The 20,529-nt window shown below is 68.7% G+C and carries 18 protein-coding genes; 8 read left to right on the top strand and 10 right to left on the bottom strand.

Annotated features, from left to right (window positions below):
- Positions 1 to 42 precede the first annotated feature (42 nt).
- Positions 43 to 1,395, bottom strand: coding sequence for a lipase family protein (locus CRP45_RS09080; RefSeq protein ID WP_097244749.1), 1,353 nt, complete (start codon positions 1,393 to 1,395; stop codon positions 43 to 45).
- A gap of 249 nt (positions 1,396 to 1,644) precedes the next feature.
- Between CRP45_RS09080 and CRP45_RS09075 the strand changes: the two genes are divergently transcribed.
- Entirely contained in the window at positions 1,645 to 2,118 is a 474-nt protein-coding gene (locus CRP45_RS09075) for a DUF2231 domain-containing protein (protein ID WP_097245401.1), read from the top strand.
- Here the strand turns inward: CRP45_RS09075 and CRP45_RS09070 are convergent.
- On the bottom strand, positions 2,113 to 2,922 hold the full coding sequence (locus tag CRP45_RS09070) for a nuclear transport factor 2 family protein (RefSeq protein WP_097244748.1): 810 nt from the start codon (positions 2,920 to 2,922) through the stop codon (positions 2,113 to 2,115). The two genes, CRP45_RS09075 and CRP45_RS09070, sit on opposite strands and share 6 nt — an antisense overlap.
- 100 nt (positions 2,923 to 3,022) lie before the next feature.
- On the opposite strand from CRP45_RS09070, the gene CRP45_RS09065 reads away from it, so the two are divergent.
- The 4 genes from CRP45_RS09065 (at position 3,023) to CRP45_RS09050 (ending at position 6,868) form a co-directional block, all read left to right on the top strand.
- Positions 3,023 to 3,814 carry a phosphatidylethanolamine N-methyltransferase family domain-containing protein gene (locus CRP45_RS09065; protein WP_097244747.1) on the top strand — a complete coding sequence of 264 codons (792 nt, stop codon included), beginning with the start codon at positions 3,023 to 3,025 and terminating at the stop codon, positions 3,812 to 3,814.
- Positions 3,815 to 3,851: 37 nt separating this feature from the next.
- The gene (locus CRP45_RS09060; protein WP_097244746.1) at positions 3,852 to 4,517 is read left to right on the top strand and encodes a DUF8020 domain-containing protein; all 666 of its coding nucleotides are present in this window, start codon (positions 3,852 to 3,854) and stop codon (positions 4,515 to 4,517) included.
- A gap of 401 nt (positions 4,518 to 4,918) precedes the next feature.
- The gene (locus CRP45_RS09055; RefSeq protein ID WP_067789609.1) at positions 4,919 to 5,623 is read left to right on the top strand and encodes a DUF5995 family protein; all 705 of its coding nucleotides are present in this window, start codon (positions 4,919 to 4,921) and stop codon (positions 5,621 to 5,623) included.
- A 432-nt stretch (positions 5,624 to 6,055) separates the two neighbouring features.
- A complete protein-coding gene (locus tag CRP45_RS09050; RefSeq protein ID WP_097245400.1) occupies positions 6,056 to 6,868 on the top strand; it encodes an ACT domain-containing protein in 813 nt (270 codons plus the stop codon).
- An 89-nt stretch (positions 6,869 to 6,957) separates the two neighbouring features.
- On the opposite strand, the gene CRP45_RS09045 is transcribed toward CRP45_RS09050, so the two are convergent.
- Together CRP45_RS09045 and ctaD are read right to left on the bottom strand one after the other, a co-directional pair.
- Entirely contained in the window at positions 6,958 to 7,152 is a 195-nt protein-coding gene (locus CRP45_RS09045) for a hypothetical protein (protein WP_067791937.1), read from the bottom strand.
- Between the two features lie 94 nt (positions 7,153 to 7,246).
- On the bottom strand, positions 7,247 to 8,917 hold the full coding sequence (ctaD, locus tag CRP45_RS09040; RefSeq protein WP_245910030.1) for an aa3-type cytochrome oxidase subunit I: 1,671 nt from the start codon (positions 8,915 to 8,917) through the stop codon (positions 7,247 to 7,249).
- A 202-nt stretch (positions 8,918 to 9,119) separates the two neighbouring features.
- Here ctaD and CRP45_RS09035 point away from each other — a divergent pair, with 202 nt between their 5' ends.
- Positions 9,120 to 10,415: a cytochrome P450 gene (locus tag CRP45_RS09035; protein WP_097244744.1), complete on the top strand. Its 1,296-nt coding sequence runs from the start codon at positions 9,120 to 9,122 to the stop codon at positions 10,413 to 10,415.
- A gap of 376 nt (positions 10,416 to 10,791) precedes the next feature.
- Here the strand turns inward: CRP45_RS09035 and CRP45_RS09030 are convergent, their stop codons facing one another.
- The 6 genes from CRP45_RS09030 to CRP45_RS09005 all read right to left on the bottom strand — a co-directional run bounded on the left by CRP45_RS09030 (position 10,792) and on the right by CRP45_RS09005 (position 18,728).
- On the bottom strand, positions 10,792 to 12,201 hold the full coding sequence (locus tag CRP45_RS09030; RefSeq protein WP_097245399.1) for a DoxX family protein: 1,410 nt from the start codon (positions 12,199 to 12,201) through the stop codon (positions 10,792 to 10,794).
- Positions 12,202 to 12,484: 283 nt separating this feature from the next.
- Complete coding sequence (locus CRP45_RS09025) at positions 12,485 to 13,372, bottom strand: alpha/beta fold hydrolase (RefSeq protein ID WP_179830823.1); 888 nt, start codon at positions 13,370 to 13,372, stop codon at positions 12,485 to 12,487.
- Positions 13,373 to 13,460: 88 nt separating this feature from the next.
- Positions 13,461 to 15,137, bottom strand: coding sequence for a steroid-24-oyl-CoA synthetase (gene casG / locus CRP45_RS09020; protein WP_097245398.1), 1,677 nt, complete (start codon positions 15,135 to 15,137; stop codon positions 13,461 to 13,463).
- A gap of 29 nt (positions 15,138 to 15,166) precedes the next feature.
- Positions 15,167 to 16,207, bottom strand: coding sequence for an NAD(P)-dependent alcohol dehydrogenase (locus CRP45_RS09015; RefSeq protein ID WP_097244742.1), 1,041 nt, complete (start codon positions 16,205 to 16,207; stop codon positions 15,167 to 15,169).
- Positions 16,204 to 17,355 (bottom strand): serine hydrolase domain-containing protein, encoded by a 1,152-nt coding sequence (locus CRP45_RS09010; RefSeq protein ID WP_097244741.1) that lies wholly within the window; start codon positions 17,353 to 17,355, stop codon positions 16,204 to 16,206. The genes CRP45_RS09015 and CRP45_RS09010 overlap by 4 nt, the downstream gene beginning before the upstream one ends.
- 5 nt (positions 17,356 to 17,360) lie before the next feature.
- Positions 17,361 to 18,728, bottom strand: a complete 1,368-nt coding sequence (locus CRP45_RS09005; RefSeq protein WP_179830822.1) for a flavin-containing monooxygenase — start codon at positions 18,726 to 18,728, stop codon at positions 17,361 to 17,363.
- Positions 18,729 to 18,908: 180 nt separating this feature from the next.
- Between CRP45_RS09005 and CRP45_RS09000 the strand changes: the two genes are divergently transcribed.
- Both CRP45_RS09000 and CRP45_RS08995 read left to right on the top strand, forming a co-directional pair.
- Positions 18,909 to 19,547, top strand: coding sequence for a TetR/AcrR family transcriptional regulator (locus tag CRP45_RS09000; RefSeq protein WP_097244740.1), 639 nt, complete (start codon positions 18,909 to 18,911; stop codon positions 19,545 to 19,547).
- 210 nt (positions 19,548 to 19,757) lie between these two features.
- A complete protein-coding gene (locus tag CRP45_RS08995; RefSeq protein WP_097245396.1) occupies positions 19,758 to 20,513 on the top strand; it encodes a DUF6319 family protein in 756 nt (251 codons plus the stop codon).
- The last annotated feature ends 16 nt before the right edge of the window (positions 20,514 to 20,529 follow it).

Raw genomic sequence — 20,529 nt, 5'->3', positions numbered from 1 at the left:
GCACCGCGGTTCGCCGAGCCGCCGGAAATCGGTGCGGCCAGATCAAGCCACCGTTCGGCGCGGCAGTGCGGGCGCCGTCGGTCCGCCGGTCGCGGTGATCGGCCGGGAGGCCAGCATCCGGCCGAACAGCTTCGCGAAACGCAAGTGGCCCAACGCCTCTCGGCGGCCGAAGGCGACCGACCACACCGTGTCGGTGCCGGTCGGGCCGGTGTCGCGCCGGTCGAAGCGATCGGCGAGCCAGTTCATGGTGAACGGGGTGCCGATGTAGAGGAGGGGCAGGTGCAGGCTCAGCCGGTCGCGCAGGTACCGGATGGCGCCACCGGCCGCGACGTAGCGCTCGACGTGCGCGTCGACGTCGGCGACGGCGATGAGTTCGTCGTTGACGCCCTGCACCACCAGCATCGGCATGGCGGGGGCCTGAGCGCCGGGGCGGATGTCGTCGAGGACGTAGCGCATCTCCGGCCGGGCGAGCAGCTCCTCGAACGTGGTGCGGCTGTACTTGTCGATGTTCTTGCCCGCGAACCGGGGAATCAGCTCGAAGGTGGTGCGCGACTCGGCTTGGGCGAGCAGGCCGAGGAACTCTGGGTTCACCTCGTCGAGCAGCAGCCGGTCCAGCGCGGGGTAGGCGCGGCGCAGCGCCGCGACGCAGACGGTGGCGAAACCGGAAAGGAAGGTGCCGTTGAGCCGGGTGAACGCCGACCCAGGGTCGCCGACCGGGGAACCGGCCACCGCGCCGACGATGGTCAGCTCCGGCGCGTACTCGGCGGCGAGCTCCGCCGCCCACGCGGTGGCCAGGCCGCCGCCCGAATATCCCCACAGACCGACCGGCGTGCTCGGGTTCAGACCGAGCGGCGCGAAGTTCAGCGCCGCGCGGATGCCGTCGAGGGAGCGGAATCCCGGCTCGCGTGCCACGCCGAACTGCCCCGACATGCCGCCGTGATCGGGCACCGACACCGCCCACCCCCGCGCCAGCGCTCCGGCGATGACCGGTAGCTCGAGCTGCGGGATCGCGCCGAGCGCCCGCGCGCCCCTGCACAGGGCGTAGGACGGGAAACAGCGGGACGAGACGCCGTCGATCGCGCATTGGAACGACACCAGCGAGCGCGGCGCGGTGGGATCGGCGCCCCACGGCAGCAGCACCGTGGTCACCGCGACCTCGGGGATGCCGTTCAGATCGCACGTCCGGTAGAGCAGCTGCCACGCCGTAATGCGCTGCGGGACAACGCCGAACAGCGCGAGCTCGACGCGGCGGGTGCGCAGGATCGCGCCGGGGGAGTACCGGTCCAGGTGCGGTGGCGCCACGTAGAACGGATCCTGCTCGGGAATCAGCGGTCGCAGCGGATCCGGATACAGCTCGGTGACCGGTGCGGCGTCCTCGGCGATGCCCACGCTCATTCGTGTTCGTCCTTTCACGCGCGCGGCGCACGGCTCGGGCGCCGCGGTGCGGCGGATTCGGTCCGGAATTCCGGCGCGGCAGTCCCATAAACGTATCGGCCGGAGCTCGGCACGTTAATTGGCGCGGAAGACGATTTCCGCGGCCGAAATTCTTTCGGTGCAGCGCGGTCCGTGAACCATCACCACGCGGAATTCGTGGGAACGGGTGACACTGACCGGGAGCCGCAGCGCACCCGAGGAGGGCGCCTCATGTCGACGATCAACGGTTTGCCCGCGCACGTGCTCCTGGTGCACGGCGTGGTCGTGCTCGTGCCGCTCACCGCGCTGCTGCTCGTGCTGTCGGCGCTCGTGCCCGCGGTGCGGCGGCGTCTGGTCTGGCTGGTCGCGGCCCTCGCTCTCGTCGGTGCGGTGCTCACCCCGATCACCGCCGACGCCGGCGAGACGCTGGCCGAGCGGTTCCCGTCCCCGAGCGAGGCGCTGCGCACCCACATCGAGCTGGGCCGCAGCATGGTCTACTTCGCCGTCGCGCTGCTGGTGGTCGCGGTGCTGGTGGTCGCGACTCATCTTCTGGAGCTGCGGGGCCGCTCGATCGGGCGCGCCCCCGCGACGCTGCTGGCGATCCTTGCGCTCGTCGTCGGCATCGCCGCGGGCGTGTTGTGCTACCGCGTCGGCGATTCGGGAGCGCGCGCCGTCTGGGGCGTCCCGGCCGCGAGCGCGCTATAGATTCGCGTCGAGAAAGACCGTCACGCCGGTGATGCGGGGGCCGCTCGCCTCGAACTCGACGAATGCCACGCCGTGCGACTCGTCGAGCCGCACGCTCGCGCTGACGGTGCGGCCAGCGGCGATCAGCTTGTCCCACCGCATGGCGCGGGCGCGGTTGGTGAACTCCTCGACCGAAATCGCGTTCCCCGCAGGGAATTCCACCACCGCGTGCTCGCCGAGCAGGGCCCGCACGCGGCCGATGTCGGTCCCGGCCGCCGCCTCGAACAGCTGGCGCGCGGCGCGTTTGCCCGATCTGCCCACGCTCCGCAAGGCCCGCATCATGCCCATCGCGCCGTCGACGCCGAGGTTGGCGACCAGTTGCGGGCCGAGTTTCGCGCCCGCCAGGAGTCCGGGCACCCCGGTGCGCAGCAGTCGCGCGATCATCGCAGGGAGTTCCCAGTGCGCCGCCAAGCGGGCAATCCGCCAGCCGTCGCCGGTGTCGACGAGGTCGTAGCGCAGGTGCATCGGCACGGTGACGGTGGCGCCGGTGGACATGGTCGTCTCGATGTGTAGGTCGCGGACCACTGTCTGCCCGGCGACCAGATCGCGGTCCACCTGGAACGCGATGGAGTTCGGCCCGATGAAGGTGTCGTAGAACCGCGCGATCGCCGCGCGGCCGACGTGCGCGCGCGAGCCGACCGGGTCGTGCACCGCGGCGTCGTCCGCGAACAGGCCGACCCAGGCGGTCTTGTCGTGCGCGGCGACCGCGCGCGGTGACGCCTGAACGGCCGCCAGCAGGTGTTCGGCGGTCGGGTCCAGCGGCATGAGGGTCCTCCATCGTCTCGCCACGGCTCGAATCCATGGTAGAACATGTTCTAATTTCGGCGCCGCCGAACCGCGGCGCCCCGTTCGACGAAGGATCTCGATGGACTGGTACACCGGGAACGCCACCTACGACACCGTGCTCGCGATCGCCTTCGCCTTCGCCGCTTTCGTGCTGGTCGGCGGCCTGTTCGCGCAGAGTCCGTACGGGCGGTTCGCCTCGACGAAGGTCGGCTTCAACCTCAATCCGAAGCTGGGCTGGTGGTTGATGGAGTTGCCCGCCACCGTGGTGTTCGCGGTGTTCTACCTGAGCGGGCCGGATCGTTTCGAGCCGACGTCGCTGGTGCTTGCGTGCATCTGGCTGCTGCACTACGGCAACCGCGGCTGGTTCTTTCCGCTCTCGATTCGGCAGGTCCCTGGCAAGCGCAGCAGCTTCAACATCTCCGTGCTGGCCGCGGGCGTCTTCGTGACCTCGCTGCACGGCTACCTCAACGGCGCGTTCTTCAGTCACGACTACAAGAACCAGTACGGCACCGACTGGCTCATCGACCCGCGCTTCCTGATCGGCCTCGTCGTGTACCTGTGCGGGTTCGGGCTGCTGGTGCGCTCCGAAGCGATCGTGCGCAACCTGCGCGACAAGAACGATCCCGGCGCGACCGAATACCGCATCCCCTACGGTGGCGGCTTCCGTTTCGTGAGCAGTCCGGCCTATCTCGGGGAGCTGATCGCGTGGGCCGGGTTCGCACTGCTGACCTGGTCGCTGGCGGGCGTGGTGATCTTCCTGATCACGGCGGGGAACCTGGTGCCGCGCGCGTTCGCGACGCACAAGTGGTACCGGGAGAAGTTCGCCGACTACCCGTCGGAGCGAAAAGCGTTGATTCCCTTCGTGATCTGAGCTCTGCCGGGGTGTCGTCGGATGCTGGGCGGCTGCCCTGGCCATCGCCGCGCTGTCCGTCGTCGCGGGAACCGCCACGGCGCAACCCGCCGACGCGATCGGCTTCACGGCCCGCGCGACCGACACCGCCTCGATCATCGAGATCGATGCCGGGGCCTTGGTTGTCGAGGACGACGCACTGAAGATCAAAGCTGCCGACGGCACCGTCGTCGCGGGCACGCCGCTGAAGCTGCGCATCGACGACTTCGAATTCCCCATCGCCGCAGCGATTTCCGGCCGCACTGCCACGCTCACCCCGCAGTTGTCGATGGACAAAGCCGTCTACAAGCCCGTCGCCCTCGCCTTCGAGGACAAAGCGCCATGGAAGAGTGAATACGAGCGCGAACAAGCGGCTTGGTCGCGCATGACCAGCACCATCGGCATGGGCGCCAGCATCGGCACCCTGGTCGGCGGACTCGGTGGTGGGGCGGTCGGCTGCGTGCTCGGCGGCATCGTCGGCGCCACGGTCGCCTCGGCCACCATCATCGGCCTCTTCGGACCCTTCATCCCCGCCGCCGCCGTCGGTTGTCTGGGTGGCATCATCGCTGTCGGCGCGCTCGGGACTCTCGCGGGTCAGATCTTCGTGACCGCACCGGTCGCGATCGGCGCGGCCATCCAGTACTTCACCACCATCAACGCACCGTTCACCCCGCCCGCCAAGTAGGGGACGTCCGCACCGAGGCGTGAGGCGGCCGACGTGTGGGACGACGCAGGCTTCGGCCGATTCGGCCCCGGGATGCTTCGGCGGTGGGACAATCATGATGTTGCTCAGGGAAAGTGGACCGATGTTCAGTGCGGATGCCGAACTTCGCTCGGCGCCGTCGTACCGAAGGTTCGACCCCGAGCGTTAGGCGTGTTTTCGCCTTCGCTCCGGCCATGCGCGGGCTGGACTACGCCCAGCTCTGTCCGCTACGGGGTCGCTGCCGTTCGGGCCGGCCGCACCGGGCGGGGATGGAGGGCCGATCAGCGGGAAATGCGCTGGCCGACGACGACTTCTGTGCCGCAACTTCCGCTCGGCGCCTCCGTATCCGCGTCTCGAGTTTCGACCCAGTGGAGGAGGGCACCATGACAACCGCTCAGATTCCCGCGTCCGTCGAAGAGGTCATCAAGCGGATGCGCGCCATCAAGACCGAACTCGACCCGCGAGACGGAGTGGCGAGTTTCAACAACATGTATCTTCGCGTCACCGAATTGGTGGGACAGCAGATCACCGAGGGATTCTTCAAGGATCCCGATTTCGTCGAACGTCTCGACGTGATCTTCGCGCAGCTGTATTTCGACGCGGTCGACGCCGACAAGCGCGGCAAGCCGCCGAACGCGGTGTGGGAACCGGTCTTCGATTCGCGCGCCAACCGCACCGTGTGGCCCCTGCAATTCGCATTGGCGGGCATGAATGCCCATATCAACCACGATCTGGCGGTCGCGGTCGTCAAGACGTGCAAAGAGCGCTCCACCACGCCCGACACCAAACCGGTGTATGCCGATTACCTGAAGGTCAACGACCTGCTGGCCAAGGTCGAGGCGGAGATCCGGGCGGAATACGAGCCCTGGCTGCTGAAGCTGGCCACCAGGGACGCCGAAGCACTGAAACACATCCTGTGCAGCTTCGGCATCGCCCGCGCCCGCGACGCCGCCTGGGCCACCACCCAAATGCTCTGGATCCAGCGCAACAACAGCCTGCTTCTCAAAATGACCATGCGAAGCCTCGAGGAATCTGTCTCCACCTCAGGCCGAATGCTCGTCACCCCGGTCGTCCCACCGCCCAAGTGAGTATCGGACGCCTTGGCCGAAAGTCGTTCAACGGCGGGCCAAGTCGTCCGCTCCTGGGCAGCAAGATAATTCGCAACAACCAAGGCAGATCCCCCGGACCAGCAGGGATTAGGCGGTGCTTTGACCGCGGCCATGGACACTTTGGCTCGCGCGCGTTCGTCCTCTCGCGGTCCTCGTTCGCGCCGCGTTTCGCCGTGGCCAGGTCGGCAGCGGTGAGCGCGGCCGCGAAGCGCAGGGGCAGCGACCGGCCGGAGGGACGTTCGTACGTGGACGCGAAAGACGCGGACATTGTGGGGTTGCGCACGGTTCGCGGTGGGGTGTGTGCGGAGTCACGGTAGGTGTTGTTGCAGGTCAATGGGTTTGCTCGGAGGTTTCACGTTCGCGTTACAGGACCGCACGGGGAAGGAAATCTTCTACCAAGATCGTCGGGGGATGAGGCCGATCGCAGTTCGACCCCGTGTGCACGCGTTGGCGTGCGAGGTGTGCGGCCGGTTGCCGCATCCGCGACGGACCCGTTTGGCGCTGGCGAAGCTGGCGGCCGTCTTTCCGGTGGAGTTGGTGTTGCATGCGCTGGTGATTCATTGGCATCCGCCGTATTTGGTGGCGGTGCTGTTGCTGACGATCACGACCACGATTCTGGTGATCTGGGTGGTGGAGCCGTCGGCGATGCGGTTTCTCGGGTCCTGGATGCACGGGCCCGAGTTGCGGGACCGCGATCGTGTCGATCGGGCGCCCGCGCTGTGGCGAATTCGGGTGCACGTCGACGATCGGCCCGGTCAGTTGGAGGCGCTTGCCGCGCATCTCGCCGATCACGGGGCCAACATCCTGACTGTGCACGTGCATCACTTGGAATCCGGTGTGCTGGACGAATTGGTGGTCGCGACACCCGTTGAAATCACCACGCAGGACCTCACCGCGGCTGTCGTTCAGGCGGGCGGCGCGCAGGTGCGGGTGTGGCCAGCCTCCGCGCTGACGCTCATCGACGGCCAGACAAAGGCGCTCGCGGTCGCCGCGCGCGTAGTAGCCGATGCGGACGAATTGCCGCTCGCCATAGCGGAATTGCTCGGTGCGCGGTACCTGCCCGGTGGTCTCACGGACGAGCCCGCCGAAGGCACGGCGCTCGAGCTGCCGGACGACGAGCGGACGCTGATCTTCCTGCGGACCGATGAACCGTTCACACCCGCCGAGATCGCCCGCGCCCACCGGCTGTGCGACTTGGCACGCATCGTGAGCCGCCACTCCTGAGGACCTTGCTCGCACACACCTACTAGACGCCTCACACAGGCACTGCCTATGCGAGGCGTGCACGGGATATGTGGCAGCTTCGGCGTGGCTCAGAAATACGCCGGGTCGGGTAGTGCCCGTTCGGCCGCGCGTAGTCGTTCGGCGAGGCTGGTCAGCAGGTCGATCGACTCGGCCGAAAGGCCGATGCTCGTGCGAACGAGCCGGCTCAGTCGCGGGTCGCTGAGTTCGCCGATCAACGGGAGGTCGGGATCGGCGGGGTGCTGGTCGAGATGGTCGAGATCCACGGGGGCGCTCACAATCTGACGACTGGAATTGGCGTCACCGTCGCACAAATTGCCCCGTCACGCCAGTACGAATACGTCACGCCAGTGCGAATCGTCAGTGCCGACCCGCCTCCGCTTCCATCCGCGCCACCATGTGCGGATAGTGCAGCTCGAAAGCCGGGCGCTCGGAGCGAATGCGTGGGAGCTCGAAGAAGTTGTGCCGAGGCGGCGGGCACGGCGTCGCCCATTCCAGCGAATTGCCGTATCCCCAAGGGTCGTCCACCGTCACCGGCTCCCCGTAGCGGTAGCTCTTGAAGACGTTCCAGATGAACGGCAGCATCGAGGCGCCAAGCAGGAAAGCGCCGATTGTCGAGACGGTGTTCAACGTGGTGAAACCGTCGCCGGGCAGGTAGTCGGCGTAGCGGCGCGGCATGCCCTCGGCGCCGAGCCAGTGCTGGACGAGGAAGGTCAGGTGGAAGCCGATCAATGTCGTCCAGAAATGCAACCGCGCGAGGCGCTCGTCCAGCATCCTGCCGGTCATCTTCGGGAACCAGAAGTAGATGCCCGCGAAGGTGGCGAACACGATGGTGCCGAACAGCACGTAGTGGAAGTGCGCCACCACGAAATAGGTGTCCGTGACGTGGAAGTCGAGCGGCGGGCTGGCCAGGACCACCCCCGAGAGGCCGCCGAAGAGGAACGTCACCAGGAAGCCGACCGAGAACAGCATCGGCGATTCGAAGGTCAGCTGCCCACGCCACATCGTGCCGATCCAGTTGAAGAACTTGACGCCCGTCGGCACCGCGATCAGGAACGTCATCAGCGAAAAGAACGGCAGCAGAACGGCTCCCGTCGCGTACATGTGGTGCGCCCACACCGCGACGGAGAGCACGCCGATCGCGAGCGTCGCGTAGACCAGCGCGGCATAACCGAAGATCGGTTTGCGGCTGAACACCGGGAAGATCTCGGTGACGATCCCGAAGAACGGCAGCGCCACGATGTACACCTCGGGGTGCCCGAAGTACCAGAACAGGTGCTGCCACAACAGGTTTCCGCCGGTGGCCGGATCGAAGACGTGCCCGCCGAGGTGCCGGTCCACCGCGAGCCCCATCAGCGCCGCCGTCAAGATCGGAAAAGCCAGCAGCACAAGCACACTGGTGACGAGGATGTTCCAGGTGAAGATCGGCATGCGGAACATCGTCATGCCGGGGCAGCGCAGGCAGACCACGGTGGTGATCATGTTGACCGCCCCGAGAATGGTGCCGAGACCCGAGACGACCAGACCCATGATCCACAGATCCGCACCCACGCCGGGTGAGTGCTCGAACAGGCTCAGCGGCGTGTAGCCGGTCCAGCCGAAGTCGGCGGGACCGCCCGGGGTGAGGAAACCGGCCGTCGCGATCGTCGCGCCGAACAGGTAGAGCCAGTAGCTGAACGCGTTGAGCCTGGGAAACGCCACGTCGGGCGCGCCGATCTGCAAGGGCAACACCGCGTTCGCGAAGCCGAACACGACCGGCGTCGCGTAGAACAGCAGCATGATCGTGCCATGCATGGTGAACAGCTGATTGAACTGCTCCGGCGAGAGGAACTGCATGCCGGGCCTGGCCAGCTCGGCGCGCATCAGCAGCGCGATCAGACCGCCGATGAAGAAGAACGTCATCGCGGTGGTCAGATACATGACCCCGAGCACCTTCGGATCGGTGGTGGTGATCATCTTCCACAGATAGGAACCCTTGGGCCCCAACCGACGTGGATAAGGACGGACGGCCTGCAGTTGGGTCGTGCTCACGATCGCGCCACCTTCCGAGAACGCCGGCGGGCCTGTGGACCGGATTATGCGCCGCCGCGCCGGGCGACATGCCGAATTCGGACATCCGCACCCGCGTGTGCGACCTACCCGGGTAGGAGGCGCATTTGCGACCGGGGGCGGATGTGCGCGCCGCGGCGCGGTCGTAGCGTGAGGATATTCCGACAGAGACGTGGGGGCCGAGATGAAGAGCTGGATTCGGTGGGCGGCGATCAGCGGCGTGCCCACGGTGTTTCTCCGGATGCGGGCGCGGCGCGGCGAGCCGCTGGCGCAACTGCTGACCGATCCGCACGCGCGCGAGAATCCGTATCCGTTCGGCGCGCGGATCAGGGCCGAGGGCAGGCTGGTTCGGACGCCGTTCCTTCTGGCATCGGCCGACCACGAGGTCTGCCGGAATATTCTGCGCGACAAGAACTTCGGCGTGACCCCGCCGGACGCGATGGACCTGCCCGAGCCGTTTCGGCGGCTGATCCGCGCCACGGATCTGCGGCTGGCCAGCCCGGTGGAGCCGCCGTCCATGCTGATGGTCGATCCGCCGGAGCACACCCGCTACCGCAAGCTGGTGGCAGGCGCCTTCACCCCGCGCGCGGTGGCCCGGCTGTGCGACCGGGTCGGCGAGGTGACCGAGGAGCTGCTCGATGGCCTAGCGGCACGCGAAAACGCCGATCTCATCGGCGATTTCGCGCTGCTGTTGCCGATCGCGATCATCAGCGAGATCCTCGGCATCCCCGCCGACAAACGCGACGACATGCTCGAATTCGGGAACGCGGGCTCACCGCTGCTTGACATCACCGTCTCGTGGCGCCAGTTCCGCGCGGCCGTCGCCGCGCTGCGCGCCAGCCAGGACTACCTCATCGGCCACATCGAGCACCTGCGCCGCGCACCGGGCGACAACATCCTCAGCGACCTCGCCACCGGCGGCCAACTCACCGACCGCGAACTGCTCGCCACCGCGACCCTGGTCGCGGGCGCGGGATTCGAGACGACCGTCAACCTGCTCGGCAACGGCACGATGCTGCTGCGCGACCACCCCGACCAACTGGATCTGCTGCGCGCCGAACCGGCCCGCTGGCCCGGCGCGATCGAGGAGATGCTGCGCTACGACAGCCCCGTGCAGATGACCGCCCGAACGGCGTTGCGCGACACGGAGATAGCGGGCGTGCGGATACGCGCGGGCGAGACGATCGCGCTCCTGCTCGGCTCGGCGAACCGCGATCCCGCCGTGTTCCTCGACCCCGACACCTTCGACATCACCCGATCCAACGCCAAGGACCACTTGGCCTTCGGCAGCGGCGTGCACGCTTGTCTCGGCGCGAGCCTGGCCAGGATGGAAGGGGCGATCGCGCTCCGGGCGCTCTACGACCGCTTCCCCGACCTGCGGCACACCGGACCGGCGACGCGGCGCGGACTGGTGAATCTGCGTGGGTACGAGCACATTCCGGTGTCGACCGGCGTGGAGAGGCGCGTGGTGGTCGGCTGATCGCTCCCTTCAGGTCGCTGCCTGAGCGTCAGGCGAGCGCTGAGCGGCCAAGCGGTCGAGTTCGGAGGGCGTCTCCGCCAGTCGCTGCCGGATGGGCCAGGCAAACGTGGTTGCCAGCAGACCAAGAGCGCCTTGGGCGCCCCCTGAGCGATCAAGGAAGCCCTGATCAGCGGCTGAGCGGCCAGTAGACAGCCGCGAACTTCTCTGTTGGCGGGCGCGGCTCTGCCGCGTATGCGGGCCGCTGGGCGAGCGCCGCGGTTGGTCGCGAACGGGGTAGCACGGCGGGCGGTGCTCGGCGGCTGGCCGATCAACGCGAAGACAGCGCAGGGCGGTCGCCGGTGGGGATACCGGCGACCGCCCTGAACTTCGATCGCGACTACCTGAGCTTGCGCGCCTTCCCAGCCCAGTCCGCACCCTGATGCCTTGCCGCCTCGGTGAATTCGGCTCCGCGGTGCCGCGCGGTCTCACCCAGCTCCACACCCTTGTGCCGGGCGGCCTCGCGCAGCTCCGCGCGACGGTGCCGGGCGGCCTCGCTCAGTTCGGCGCGCCGGTGCTTGGCGGTCTCGCCGAACCCGGACCCGCCCTTGGCCGCCTTCTTCAGTTCGGCGCGGCGCTGCTTGGCTGCCTTCTTCAGCTCGGCACGGCGCTGCCTTGCGGTCTGGCCCAGTTCGGCTCCGCGGTGCTTGGCGACTTCGCCCAGTTCGGCTCCGCGGTGCTTGGCGACTTCGCCCAGTTCGGCTCCGCGGTGCTTGGCGACTTCGCTCAACTCGGCTCCGCGGTGCTTCGCGACTTCACCGAGTTCGGCTCCCCGCAGCCGCGCGACCTCGCCCCATTCGGCGCCGCGCTGTTTGGCGACGTCACCGAGCTCGGAGCCGCGCACCTTGGCGACCTCGCCCAACTCCGCCCCACGCGCCCTGGCGACCTCACCCAACTCCGCTCCGCGCCCCTTGGCGATACCAGCCCACACCCCACCGCGCGCCTTCGCCACATCGCCGAACTCGTCGCCGCGTTCCTTCGCGATCTCCGCCCACTCCGAACCGTGAGTCCTTGCGGCATCGGCGAATTCGGCGCCGTGCTCGCGGGCGGCGGCGGCCAGTTCCGCGCCGCGCTCCTTCGCCACCGCGGCGATCGCCGCGCCGCGCTGCTTGGCCGCGGCGGCCCAGTCGGGTCCGTGGGTCTGCACGATCTCGGCGAGCTCGGAGCTCTTGGTAGCGGCGGTGCCGCCCAGCGCCTTCGCGCGCTCCGCGACGACGTGCGCCTGCTGGCGCAGTGCCTCACCGTTCGCATTGTCGGCGGCCGCGCCGAACGGCAGCGCCGCCGAGACCGTGGCCGCCGCGTTGCGTGCCGCGCGCTTGCCGCGCCAGCCGAGGGACGGTTTGCCCTCGGTGTCGGCGCTGGCGATCAGCAGTCCGCCGAGCAGGCTGATGTCCTTGAGGAAGGCGTTGCGTTTGGCCGCCTTCCGGTCCGGGTCCTGTTCGGCCCAGAAGTCCTGTTCGGTGATGGTGGCGGGCACCACCGTGGCCGCGAGTACGAGCGAGGCGAGGCGTGGCGCCTTGCCAAGTGCGAGCAGCACGCCGCCCGAGACCTGCGCGATGGCGTTGATCCGCACCACCGTGGCCGGGTCGGCGGGCAGCTTCGCGGCGACGTTGTCCGGCAGCGAACGCTCACCGCGCTCGACCAGCGTCGCGGCGGTCTTCGCGCGCGGTTCGGGATGAATCAGCGTGTCGACCCCATCGGCGACGAAGGCGGTCGCCAGCAGTGGTCGGGCTAGTCGGCGCAGCAACATGAACGTCAACCCTTTCCTCGATGGCTTATCGACCGGGTTCCCGTGGCATAGATCGCCAAACACCAAGATCAGCATACGCCCGAGCGCCATCCCGCCCGGGCGAAAAGTGCTCGTCAGCCGCTCGCCGGGCGCACCTCTGCCGCCGCGTTCGCACCCCGACGCTCGCCGGGCGCACCTTCCGCTGCCGTGCTCGTACGCCCATGCTCGGCGGGCGCGCCTCTACCGCCGCGCTCGTACGCCTACGCTCGCCGGACGTGTCTTCACATCCGGGCTCGAACCTCCGTCAGGAACTGCGCGGCAGCGAGTCGGCGCGCGGCGCGTGCGGTCGGCGGCCGCCGTGCGGGCGGATCTCGGGAGCGGCGAGGAACTCGGTGATCGCGGCCGTCACCGTCGCCGGGTCCTCCACCATCGGGAGGTGGCCGCAGTCGGGGAGCACCACGCTGGTGTGCGGGCGCAGGGTGCGGTCGAGGACGGCGCCCGCCGAGGCGGAGAGGATGTGGTTCTGCTTGCCCCAGATCGTGCAGATCGGCGGGAATGCCGGGCCGGGCGTGAACTCGTCGAGGACGCGGAAGTTCGGAAAGTCCTGCACCAGCCCGTGCAGCGCCTGCAACCGGCCGCGATCGCCCCAGTGCGCCTTGAGCCGGCGCGAATGCTGCATGCCGAGGCGGCGCCCCCGCGCGCCGAGCTGGTTGGCGATGATCAGCGAGATCACCCGGTCGGGCAGGGCGAGCCGCTTGGCGATGGGCGCCAGCGGCAGCTTGGCGTCCACCCAGGCAAGGCCCGCGGACTCGCCCTTGCGCACGGTGTTGCGGGTGAGCGGGCTGACGAGCACCAGCGCGCGCACGTTCGACGGATGCGCCATGGCGTAGCCGAGCGAGGTGGCGCTGCCGAGGCAGTTGCCGATGAGCACGACGTCGGACAGGTCGTGCGCGTCGAGGAAGGCGCCGAGCATCCGCACATACTCTTCGAGCCGGTAGCCCGTGGCCGGTTGCTCGGATTCGCCGTAGCCCGGCAGGTCGAGTGCGAAGACCTCGTGGTCGCGCTTGAGGACCGCCACCTGATCGTCCCAGATATGTCGCTGCGTTCCCGCGTTGTGCAGCAACACGATCGGCGGCCCACTGCCGATACGGTCGAAGACTACGGTCCGGCCCTGGTGCGCGAAAATCGCCACGTCGCCTCCTTGCGAGTGGTCAGGCGTGCGACGTGCACACCTGATTCCCAAGGTAGACCCCGTTATGGTGGCAGGTCGAGACCCCGCGTCACCCGCTCACGTCGGTGATGGCCTCCGCAATGCCCGCGCGAACCACCTTGCCGGTCGCGTTGCGGCTGAGTGGGGTGGTGGTGAGACGCCAGCGGGCGGGCACCTTGTAGTAGGCCAGCCGCTCCCCGGCGAACTCGCGCAGGTCCGCTTCGCTGACCGTCGCGCCCTCACGCACCACCACGAGGGCGGCCACCTGCTGACCCAGATCGGCGTCCGGCACGCCGACCACGGCGCTCTCCTCGACGTCGGGGTGTTCGTCGAGACACTGCTCGACCTCGGTCGGATAGACGTTCTCCCCGCCACGCAGGATGAGATCCGACCGTCTGCCCGACAGCCGCAGCCTGCCCTCCTCCACGATTCCGATGTCGCCGGTGCGCAACCAGCGATCCGGGGTAATCGCGGCCGCCGTGGCTTCGGGATCGTTCCAGTAGCCGAGCATCACGTACGGGCTGCGCACCCAGATCTCGCCCTCCACGCCCTCGCCGACCGGCTCGCCGAGCGGGTCGCGAATCTCCAGGCTCACGCCGATCACCGGACGGCCGACCGTGTCCGGGTGCGCGGCGAGTTCGGCGGGGGCGGCGATGGTGGCGGCCGTCGAGCATTCGGTCATCCCGTAGCTGGTCACCAGCGCATTCCGCGCGACGGGCAGCCGCTGCCGCAGCCGCTCTTGCAGTGCCGCCGAGGAAGGCGCGGAGTTGAGCGAGAAGGCGGCCAGCGAAGACACGTCGTAGGCGTCGAGGTCGACCTCGAGCAGCCGGGTGGCCATGGTCGGCATCGCGCCCCAGTTGCTGATCCGTTCCCGTTCGATCAGCCGAAGCACCCGGTCGGCGTCGAACGCGCCCTGGTAGATGACGGCCGTGTCGCCGGTGACCATCCGCGGCAGCACCAGGTTGTGCAGGCTGGCGATGTGGAACAGCGGGGAGGTCAGCAGGAAACGCCTGCCCTTGGGGCTACCGTCGTCCGCCCCGCCCATGAAGGCCGCGGCCAGCGCGTCGTTGAAGCGGTGATAGTCGATGACCGCCAACAGGTTTCGGTGCGAATGCACCGCGCCCTTTGGCCGTCCGCTTGTGCCGCTGGTGTAGAGGATGACGGCCGGATCGTCTTCGACGACGGCGGCGTCGGGCAACTCGTCCGCCGCGAACTCGGCGACCAGCGCCGGGACGTCGCGCTCCATGGTGAGCACCGGCACGGCGACGCCGAGCTCGGCGACCCGCTCGGCGCGCTTGGCGTCCACGATCAGCACCGCGGGTTCGGTGTGCCCGAGGCCGTAGGCGATCTCGCGCGGCGTCCACCACGCGTTGTAGCCGACCGCGATCGCGCCGAGGCACTGCGCGGCCCAGAACGCCACCACCCACTCGGGAGTGTTCGCCGCGAGGATGCCGACGCGGTCGCCCTTGCCGACGCCGTAGCGGTCCCGCAGCGCCCTGGCCAGCGCGCCGACTTCGGCCGCGTGCTCGGCGTAGGACAGCCGCCGGTCCTCGGTCACCAGGTATTCGCGGTCGCCGAGCGCGGCCGAGGTGGCGAGTAGCTCGCGCAGCGCGCGCCCGCGGTTCTTCAGCACCGGCAGCGGCGCGCCGAGCACGTCCTCGACCGTCGTCTCGAAGGGGCCACCCGGCCCGGTGAGCCGCCCGATGACGGTCGCGGCCAGCGCCTGGGGATCCATGGATTTCGTCATTCGATGTTCCTCGTCGTTCGTGCGCGGGTTCACGGGATCAGTACCGCCCGTCCGCGGATTCGCCCGTTTGCCAGGCGGTCGAGCGCTTCGGGGCCGTCGTCCAGCGCGAAGACCTCGACCTCGACCCGGAGTCTGCCCGATCGAGCAAGCGCGACGGACTCGATCAGGTCGGATTTGGTGCCGCCGTAGGACTTTCGTACCGTCGCACCCCACGGCCAGCCGGGGCCGCCCGCGGGCGCTGCGGTGAGTTCCGGCGCGCCCGCGCCGAGCCCGATCATCCGGTACGCGCCGTTGGGCGCCACGCATTCGACCGCGAGGCGCGCGGTCTGGTCCACGCCGACGAAATCGAACACCGCCTCGGCGCCGCGCCCGCCGGTCCGGTCGAGGATGGCCGCGGCGGTTCCGGCGTCGACGAGCAGTCCTTCCTCGGCACCGTGCGTGCTCGCCAGCGCGAGCTTGTCCTCGTGCACGTCCACCGCGATCACCCTGGCGGCGGTGGTGGCGGCGAGGATCTGCACCGCGACGTGCCCGAGGCCGCCGACGCCGATGACCACGGCCGTCGCGCCGGGCCGCAACTGGTCACGCGCGCCGTCGATCGCGTGGTAGCTGGTCAGCGCGGCGTCGGCGAGCGGGGCCGCCTGGGCGAAGTCCAGATCACCGATCGGCACGAAAGCCGTTGCGGGAATACGGATGTACTCCGCCATGCCGCCGTCGGGACCGAGTCCGGGACACGGCGGCATGGCTGCCCGACCTGCGGCCAGGCACACGTTCTCGTTGCCGCGCACGCACTCCCGGCACACGCCGCACGACCAGCACAGGTAGACGATGCCGCGATCGCCGATCGCCAGGCCGGTCACCCGTTCGCCGATTTCCGCGACGGTGCCCGCGATCTCGTGGCCGAGCGTGAGCGGGTCCTCGCGCAGGCGGAACGGAATCTCCATTACGTGCAGGTCCGAATGGCAGATGCCCGCCGCGCCGACCCGCAGCAGCAGATCGTCGGGTCCGATCGTGGGCACCGGCACCTCGCGTAATTCCAGCGTGCCGGGACCGGTCAGCTGGAGCGCTCTCATGCCGCCCCCTCCCGCACCGCCGCGTAGGTCGCACGCAGGTAGGCGTCGGCGCGGGCCGAGCCCATGATGCCCGGCTCCATCTTGTTCATGGTGTAGGCGAAGGTCAGGCGGTGGTCCAGGTCGTTGACCACGATCGCCCCGCCGTACCCGGCCCACCAGCAGACGCGGCCCTCGGGCACGGCGGGGGCGGTCTGCGGGTGCGGCAGGCCGTAGCCGATGCCGAAGCGCAGCGGAACGAGCAGCGCCTGGTCGACGCCGTCCGATTGCTGCTCGAAGATCAGGTCGATGGTCTTGTCCGAGAACAGTTTCCGTCCGTCCAGCGCGCCGCCGCAGGAGACCACCGACTGCACCCGCGCCACCGAGCGCGCGTTGCCGTGGCCGTTGACCGCGCCGATCTCGGCCTCCTGCCACCCGGGGGTCGCGGTCTCGGCGATATCCAGCAGCGGACTCGTGAGCGTCTTGACCAGAATGCTGTCCTGGTCCAGCGTCGACATGTCGAATTGCAGTGCGGGCGGCGGGATCAGCGGGGCGATGCGGTCGCGGTGCTCGGGGCCGGTGCCGATGTGGAAGTCGGCGCCGAGCGGCTCGGCGAGTTCCTCGGCGAAGAAGCGGCCGAGGCTGCGTCCGGTGACGCGGCGAATCACCTCGCCGACCAAGTGCCCGTAGTTGAGCGCGTGATACCCCGATGCGCTGCCCGGCTCCCACCACGGCGCCTGGGCGGCCAAGCGCGCCGCGGCCGCTTCGGTGTCGTAGATGTCCGCCAGGTCGATCGGCGGCTGCCACCCCGACACACCGGAGGTGTGCGCGAGTACGTGCCGAATCTCGATGTCGCCCTTGCCGTTCGCGGCGAACTCCGGCCAGTAGTGCGCGACCTTCTGGTGCACGTCGAGCTCGCCGCGATCGACGAGCAGCAGCGCGCACAGCGCCGTCATGGTCTTGCTGATCGAGAAGACGTTCACCAGAGTGTCGGTCCGCCACGGCACGGTGCGGGCGTCGTCCAGGTGCCCGCCCCAGATGTCGACCACCGGCTCGCCGTCGACGGTGACGCAGATCGACGCGCCGAGTTCGGCGCCCGAGTCCAGTTGGCGCGCAAACTCGCTCCGGACGCCCTCGAAGCGATCCGCGCAGTATCCCGAGATGTCACTCATGGCTCTCACACCCGGTCCAGCGCTCGGGCGGGCACCGGCAGCGCGTAGCCTGCCGCGGCGGCGCGCTTGGCGCCCCTGGCCATCTCCCGCTGCATATCGCGCACGTACGGCTCGAATTCGACCTGGATCGTGTGGCGCGGTGAGTTGTAATAGCGGCCCGCGCGGGCGTTCTCGGCGGCGCGGATGTCCTCGCGCATCCCCTCCGGGTCGGGCGGAAGATAGCGACCGGTCAGATACGCGGCGACCAGCTTGCTCTGCTGCTCGGCGAAGTTGACCAGCGTGGGCAACGGCTGGGCGAGACCGAGGTAGAAGAGGTTGTCGACGCCCGGCTTCATCATCTGCTTGAAAAGCGGGAGTCGATTGTCGTTGTCCGGCAACAACTCCGGGTCGCTGAAGAACGGGAAGCTGATGTGATAGCCCGTCGCGCAGACGATCACGTCCACCTCTTCCACGCTCCCATCGGCGAAGCGCACCCGCGGCCCCTCCAGCGCGGTGATGGCGGGCTTGAACGCGATGTCGCCGCAGCCGGCGCGGTGCAGGAACTCCTCGCTCGCCGAGGGGTGCGCCTCGAACGGCTTGTGATCTGGCGCGGGCAGACCGTAGAACTCCATGTCGCCGCGGAACTTACGGACGAAGCGCTGCTTCAACTTCAGCGCGACTTTGCGCGGCATCCACGGCGGCACACGGCGTTTGTCGCCGACTTCGCCGTGCACGTATTTCGGCAGCACCCACACCCCGCGCCGGGCCGAGACCGTCAGCCGCGCGGCGAGGAAGCGCTGGGACAGCTCCGAGGCGATGTCGAGCCCGGAGTTGCCCATGCCAACCACGACAACCCGCTTGCCGCGCATGTCGACCGGGTCGAACGGGTCGTTGTAGGCATGGCTGTGCATGAGCACACCGTCGAATTCGCCCGGGTAGTCGGGCATTCTGGGATCCCAGTGGTGGCCGTTGCACACGATCAGCGCGTCGTAGGCGCGGGTGCGGCCGTCGGAGGCTGTCACCAGCCAGAGCCCGTCGGGCTGCCGTTCGGCCGCGGTGACCTTGGTGTCGAACAGGATCTTGTCGCGCAGGCCGAAGTGGTCGACGTAGTTCTTGAAGTACTCGAACAGCTGCGAGTGGTGCGGGAAGTCCGGCCACGACTCCGGCACCGGATAGTCCTCGAAGGCCAAGCGCCACTTGGACGTATCGATGTGCAGGCTCTGGTAGCAGGCCGACATGCCGTTGGGGTTCTTGAAATACCAATTGCCGCCGACCTCGTCACCCGCCTCGAAGCAGTCGAACGGGATGCCGTGGTCCTGGAGGCGTTTGGCGGCGGTGATGCCCGATGGTCCCGCGCCGATGACGCATACCCGGGGAAGTTGCTGAGAAGTCAAAGTCGATGTCCTCGTCTGGAGCTGCCGGCGTCGAGCGGGCCGCGAGCGGTGGGCGACCACCACTAGCGCCGTCCGTCGCCGAAGTGACGTAGGCAACAAATTAACACTCGCTAGACTTGCTGTCTAGTGAGTGGCAAGCTGTCTATTGGAAGCGCCGACGAGACGGAGTTACCGTTCACCATGCCGACCAAGCCGAAGCAAGCCGGGCTCAGCCTGCGCGACGAACAGAAGCTGCAGACCAGGGCCAAACTGCTGGAGGCCGCCAAGGCGCTGTTCGGCGCGAACGGCTACGCCGCGGTGCGGGTCGACGAGATCGCCGCCGAGGTCGGGTGCAGTCGCGCCACCTTCTACCTGCACTTCACCGGCAAGCTGGACATCCTGCGCGCGGTCGCCGCGCAATCCACCGCACCCACCGCGCTGCACTTTTACGAGGATCTGGACCGTGTGCTCGACATCGGCACCCGCGAGGCGTTCGTCGGCTGGATGTCCAGGGCCATCGACTGGTTCCACGAATACAAGGACCTGCTGCCCGCCTGGGACGAGGCGACCACGCTGGAACCCGAGTTCCGCGCGATCGCCAGGCAGGGCATCGCGGCATTGCCCAACGCGATGCCCTCGTACCTGTCCCGCTGGCCCGCCGACCGCGTGGACGAGGCGCGGCTGCGCGTGGAACTGCTTGTGGCGCAACTGGAACGGTTCTTCACCCGGTGGGCGATGCAGGGCACCATCGATGTCGGCGCCGAGCAAGCCGCCGAGGTGCTCACCGACATCTGGTTTCCCGCACTGCAACCGCCCGCGGGGCCGAGTGGTGCGAACTAGGCGTACCTCCGCATTCGCTCCGGCCGTGCGGGGTCTGGGGACGGACTGCATCCGGCAGCGCCGATTGGGTCGCTATATGTAGCCCCGCGTTTGCTGTCGCGGGTGGGTCGGGGCGAGGCGGTGCGAATTCCCGACGCGGTGCGAATCTGTCGGTGGCGTGCGGCATCATCTGTGCACGCAGACATCCACGAAGACCGCTCGGAGTGCCCCATGCCGTCGCCAAGAACCAAACCCAAGCCGTTGTCCGACACCGAGATCGAGCAGATCGCCGCGGAGATCGCGGGCGGCCGGCCGCCGATGGTCTGGTTCACCGCCGCCGCCGTCGGTGTGCCAGAGGGGCGTTCGGGCAAGGTGATCGCGCTCGGCGATCCGTCCGACGGTGATTTCCTGCAGGTGCGGCCGACCGGTTCGAAGGATGTACTGTCCTTTTCTCCGACCGAAGTGACGTTGACCAAGCCGTCGCGCGACCGGGCGGCCGCCGCACCACCCAGCCAGCCGAAGTCGACAACAAGGAAGGACTCGACCGTGACCCAGCCGTCGACCACGACGAGCGCACCGGCGCCGACCGCCAGCCCCGCTCCGGTTCCCCCAGCGCCGAAACCCGTTGCGCCGGTGGCGGAATCGAGCGGACCCGCCGCAGGGGCGTCGAAGCCCGCGACCGCGCCGAAGCCGGCCAAGGCAGCGGCGGCGCGCAAGGCGAAGGCCGCGGAGGTCACGGTGACGCTGTCCGGCACGGCCGACGGCGAATGGACGGTCGAGGTGGTCAACGGAAAGAAGCGCTCGGTGCGCGGGCTGCCGGTGAACAGTTCCGCGGTCGCGCAGGCGGCCAAGATCCTGCACCCCGAAGTGGCCGAGGTGGTCGCCGGAGTCCTGGAGGCGGCGCGGGGCGCGCAGCTGGCGAAGGTCGAGCAGTTGCAGGCCGAGCTGGAAGAGGCCAAGCGACTGTTAGATGAACTGACGGACTGAGTCCCGGCTCTTTCGG

It is taken from the genome of Nocardia amikacinitolerans (assembly GCF_900215415.1).
GTDB lineage: Bacteria > Actinomycetota > Actinomycetes > Mycobacteriales > Mycobacteriaceae > Nocardia > Nocardia amikacinitolerans.
This window is presented reverse-complemented; position numbering and strand designations above follow the sequence as displayed.

Coding starts and splice junctions, on each gene's coding strand:
- CRP45_RS09055 (WP_067789609.1), top strand. CDS start 4,919: ATGACAACCGCTCAGATTCCCGCGTCCGTCGAAGAGGTCATCAAGCGG.
- CRP45_RS09010 (WP_097244741.1), bottom strand. CDS start 17,355: ATGAGTGACATCTCGGGATACTGCGCGGATCGCTTCGAGGGCGTCCGG.
- casG (WP_097245398.1), bottom strand. CDS start 15,137: ATGACGAAATCCATGGATCCCCAGGCGCTGGCCGCGACCGTCATCGGG.
- CRP45_RS09050 (WP_097245400.1), top strand. CDS start 6,056: ATGAGGCCGATCGCAGTTCGACCCCGTGTGCACGCGTTGGCGTGCGAG.
- CRP45_RS09065 (WP_097244747.1), top strand. CDS start 3,023: ATGGACTGGTACACCGGGAACGCCACCTACGACACCGTGCTCGCGATC.
- CRP45_RS09070 (WP_097244748.1), bottom strand. CDS start 2,922: ATGCCGCTGGACCCGACCGCCGAACACCTGCTGGCGGCCGTTCAGGCG.
- CRP45_RS09000 (WP_097244740.1), top strand. CDS start 18,909: ATGCCGACCAAGCCGAAGCAAGCCGGGCTCAGCCTGCGCGACGAACAG.
- CRP45_RS08995 (WP_097245396.1), top strand. CDS start 19,758: ATGCCGTCGCCAAGAACCAAACCCAAGCCGTTGTCCGACACCGAGATC.
- CRP45_RS09030 (WP_097245399.1), bottom strand. CDS start 12,201: ATGTTGCTGCGCCGACTAGCCCGACCACTGCTGGCGACCGCCTTCGTC.
- CRP45_RS09080 (WP_097244749.1), bottom strand. CDS start 1,395: ATGAGCGTGGGCATCGCCGAGGACGCCGCACCGGTCACCGAGCTGTAT.
- CRP45_RS09035 (WP_097244744.1), top strand. CDS start 9,120: ATGAAGAGCTGGATTCGGTGGGCGGCGATCAGCGGCGTGCCCACGGTG.
- CRP45_RS09015 (WP_097244742.1), bottom strand. CDS start 16,207: ATGAGAGCGCTCCAGCTGACCGGTCCCGGCACGCTGGAATTACGCGAG.
- CRP45_RS09075 (WP_097245401.1), top strand. CDS start 1,645: ATGTCGACGATCAACGGTTTGCCCGCGCACGTGCTCCTGGTGCACGGC.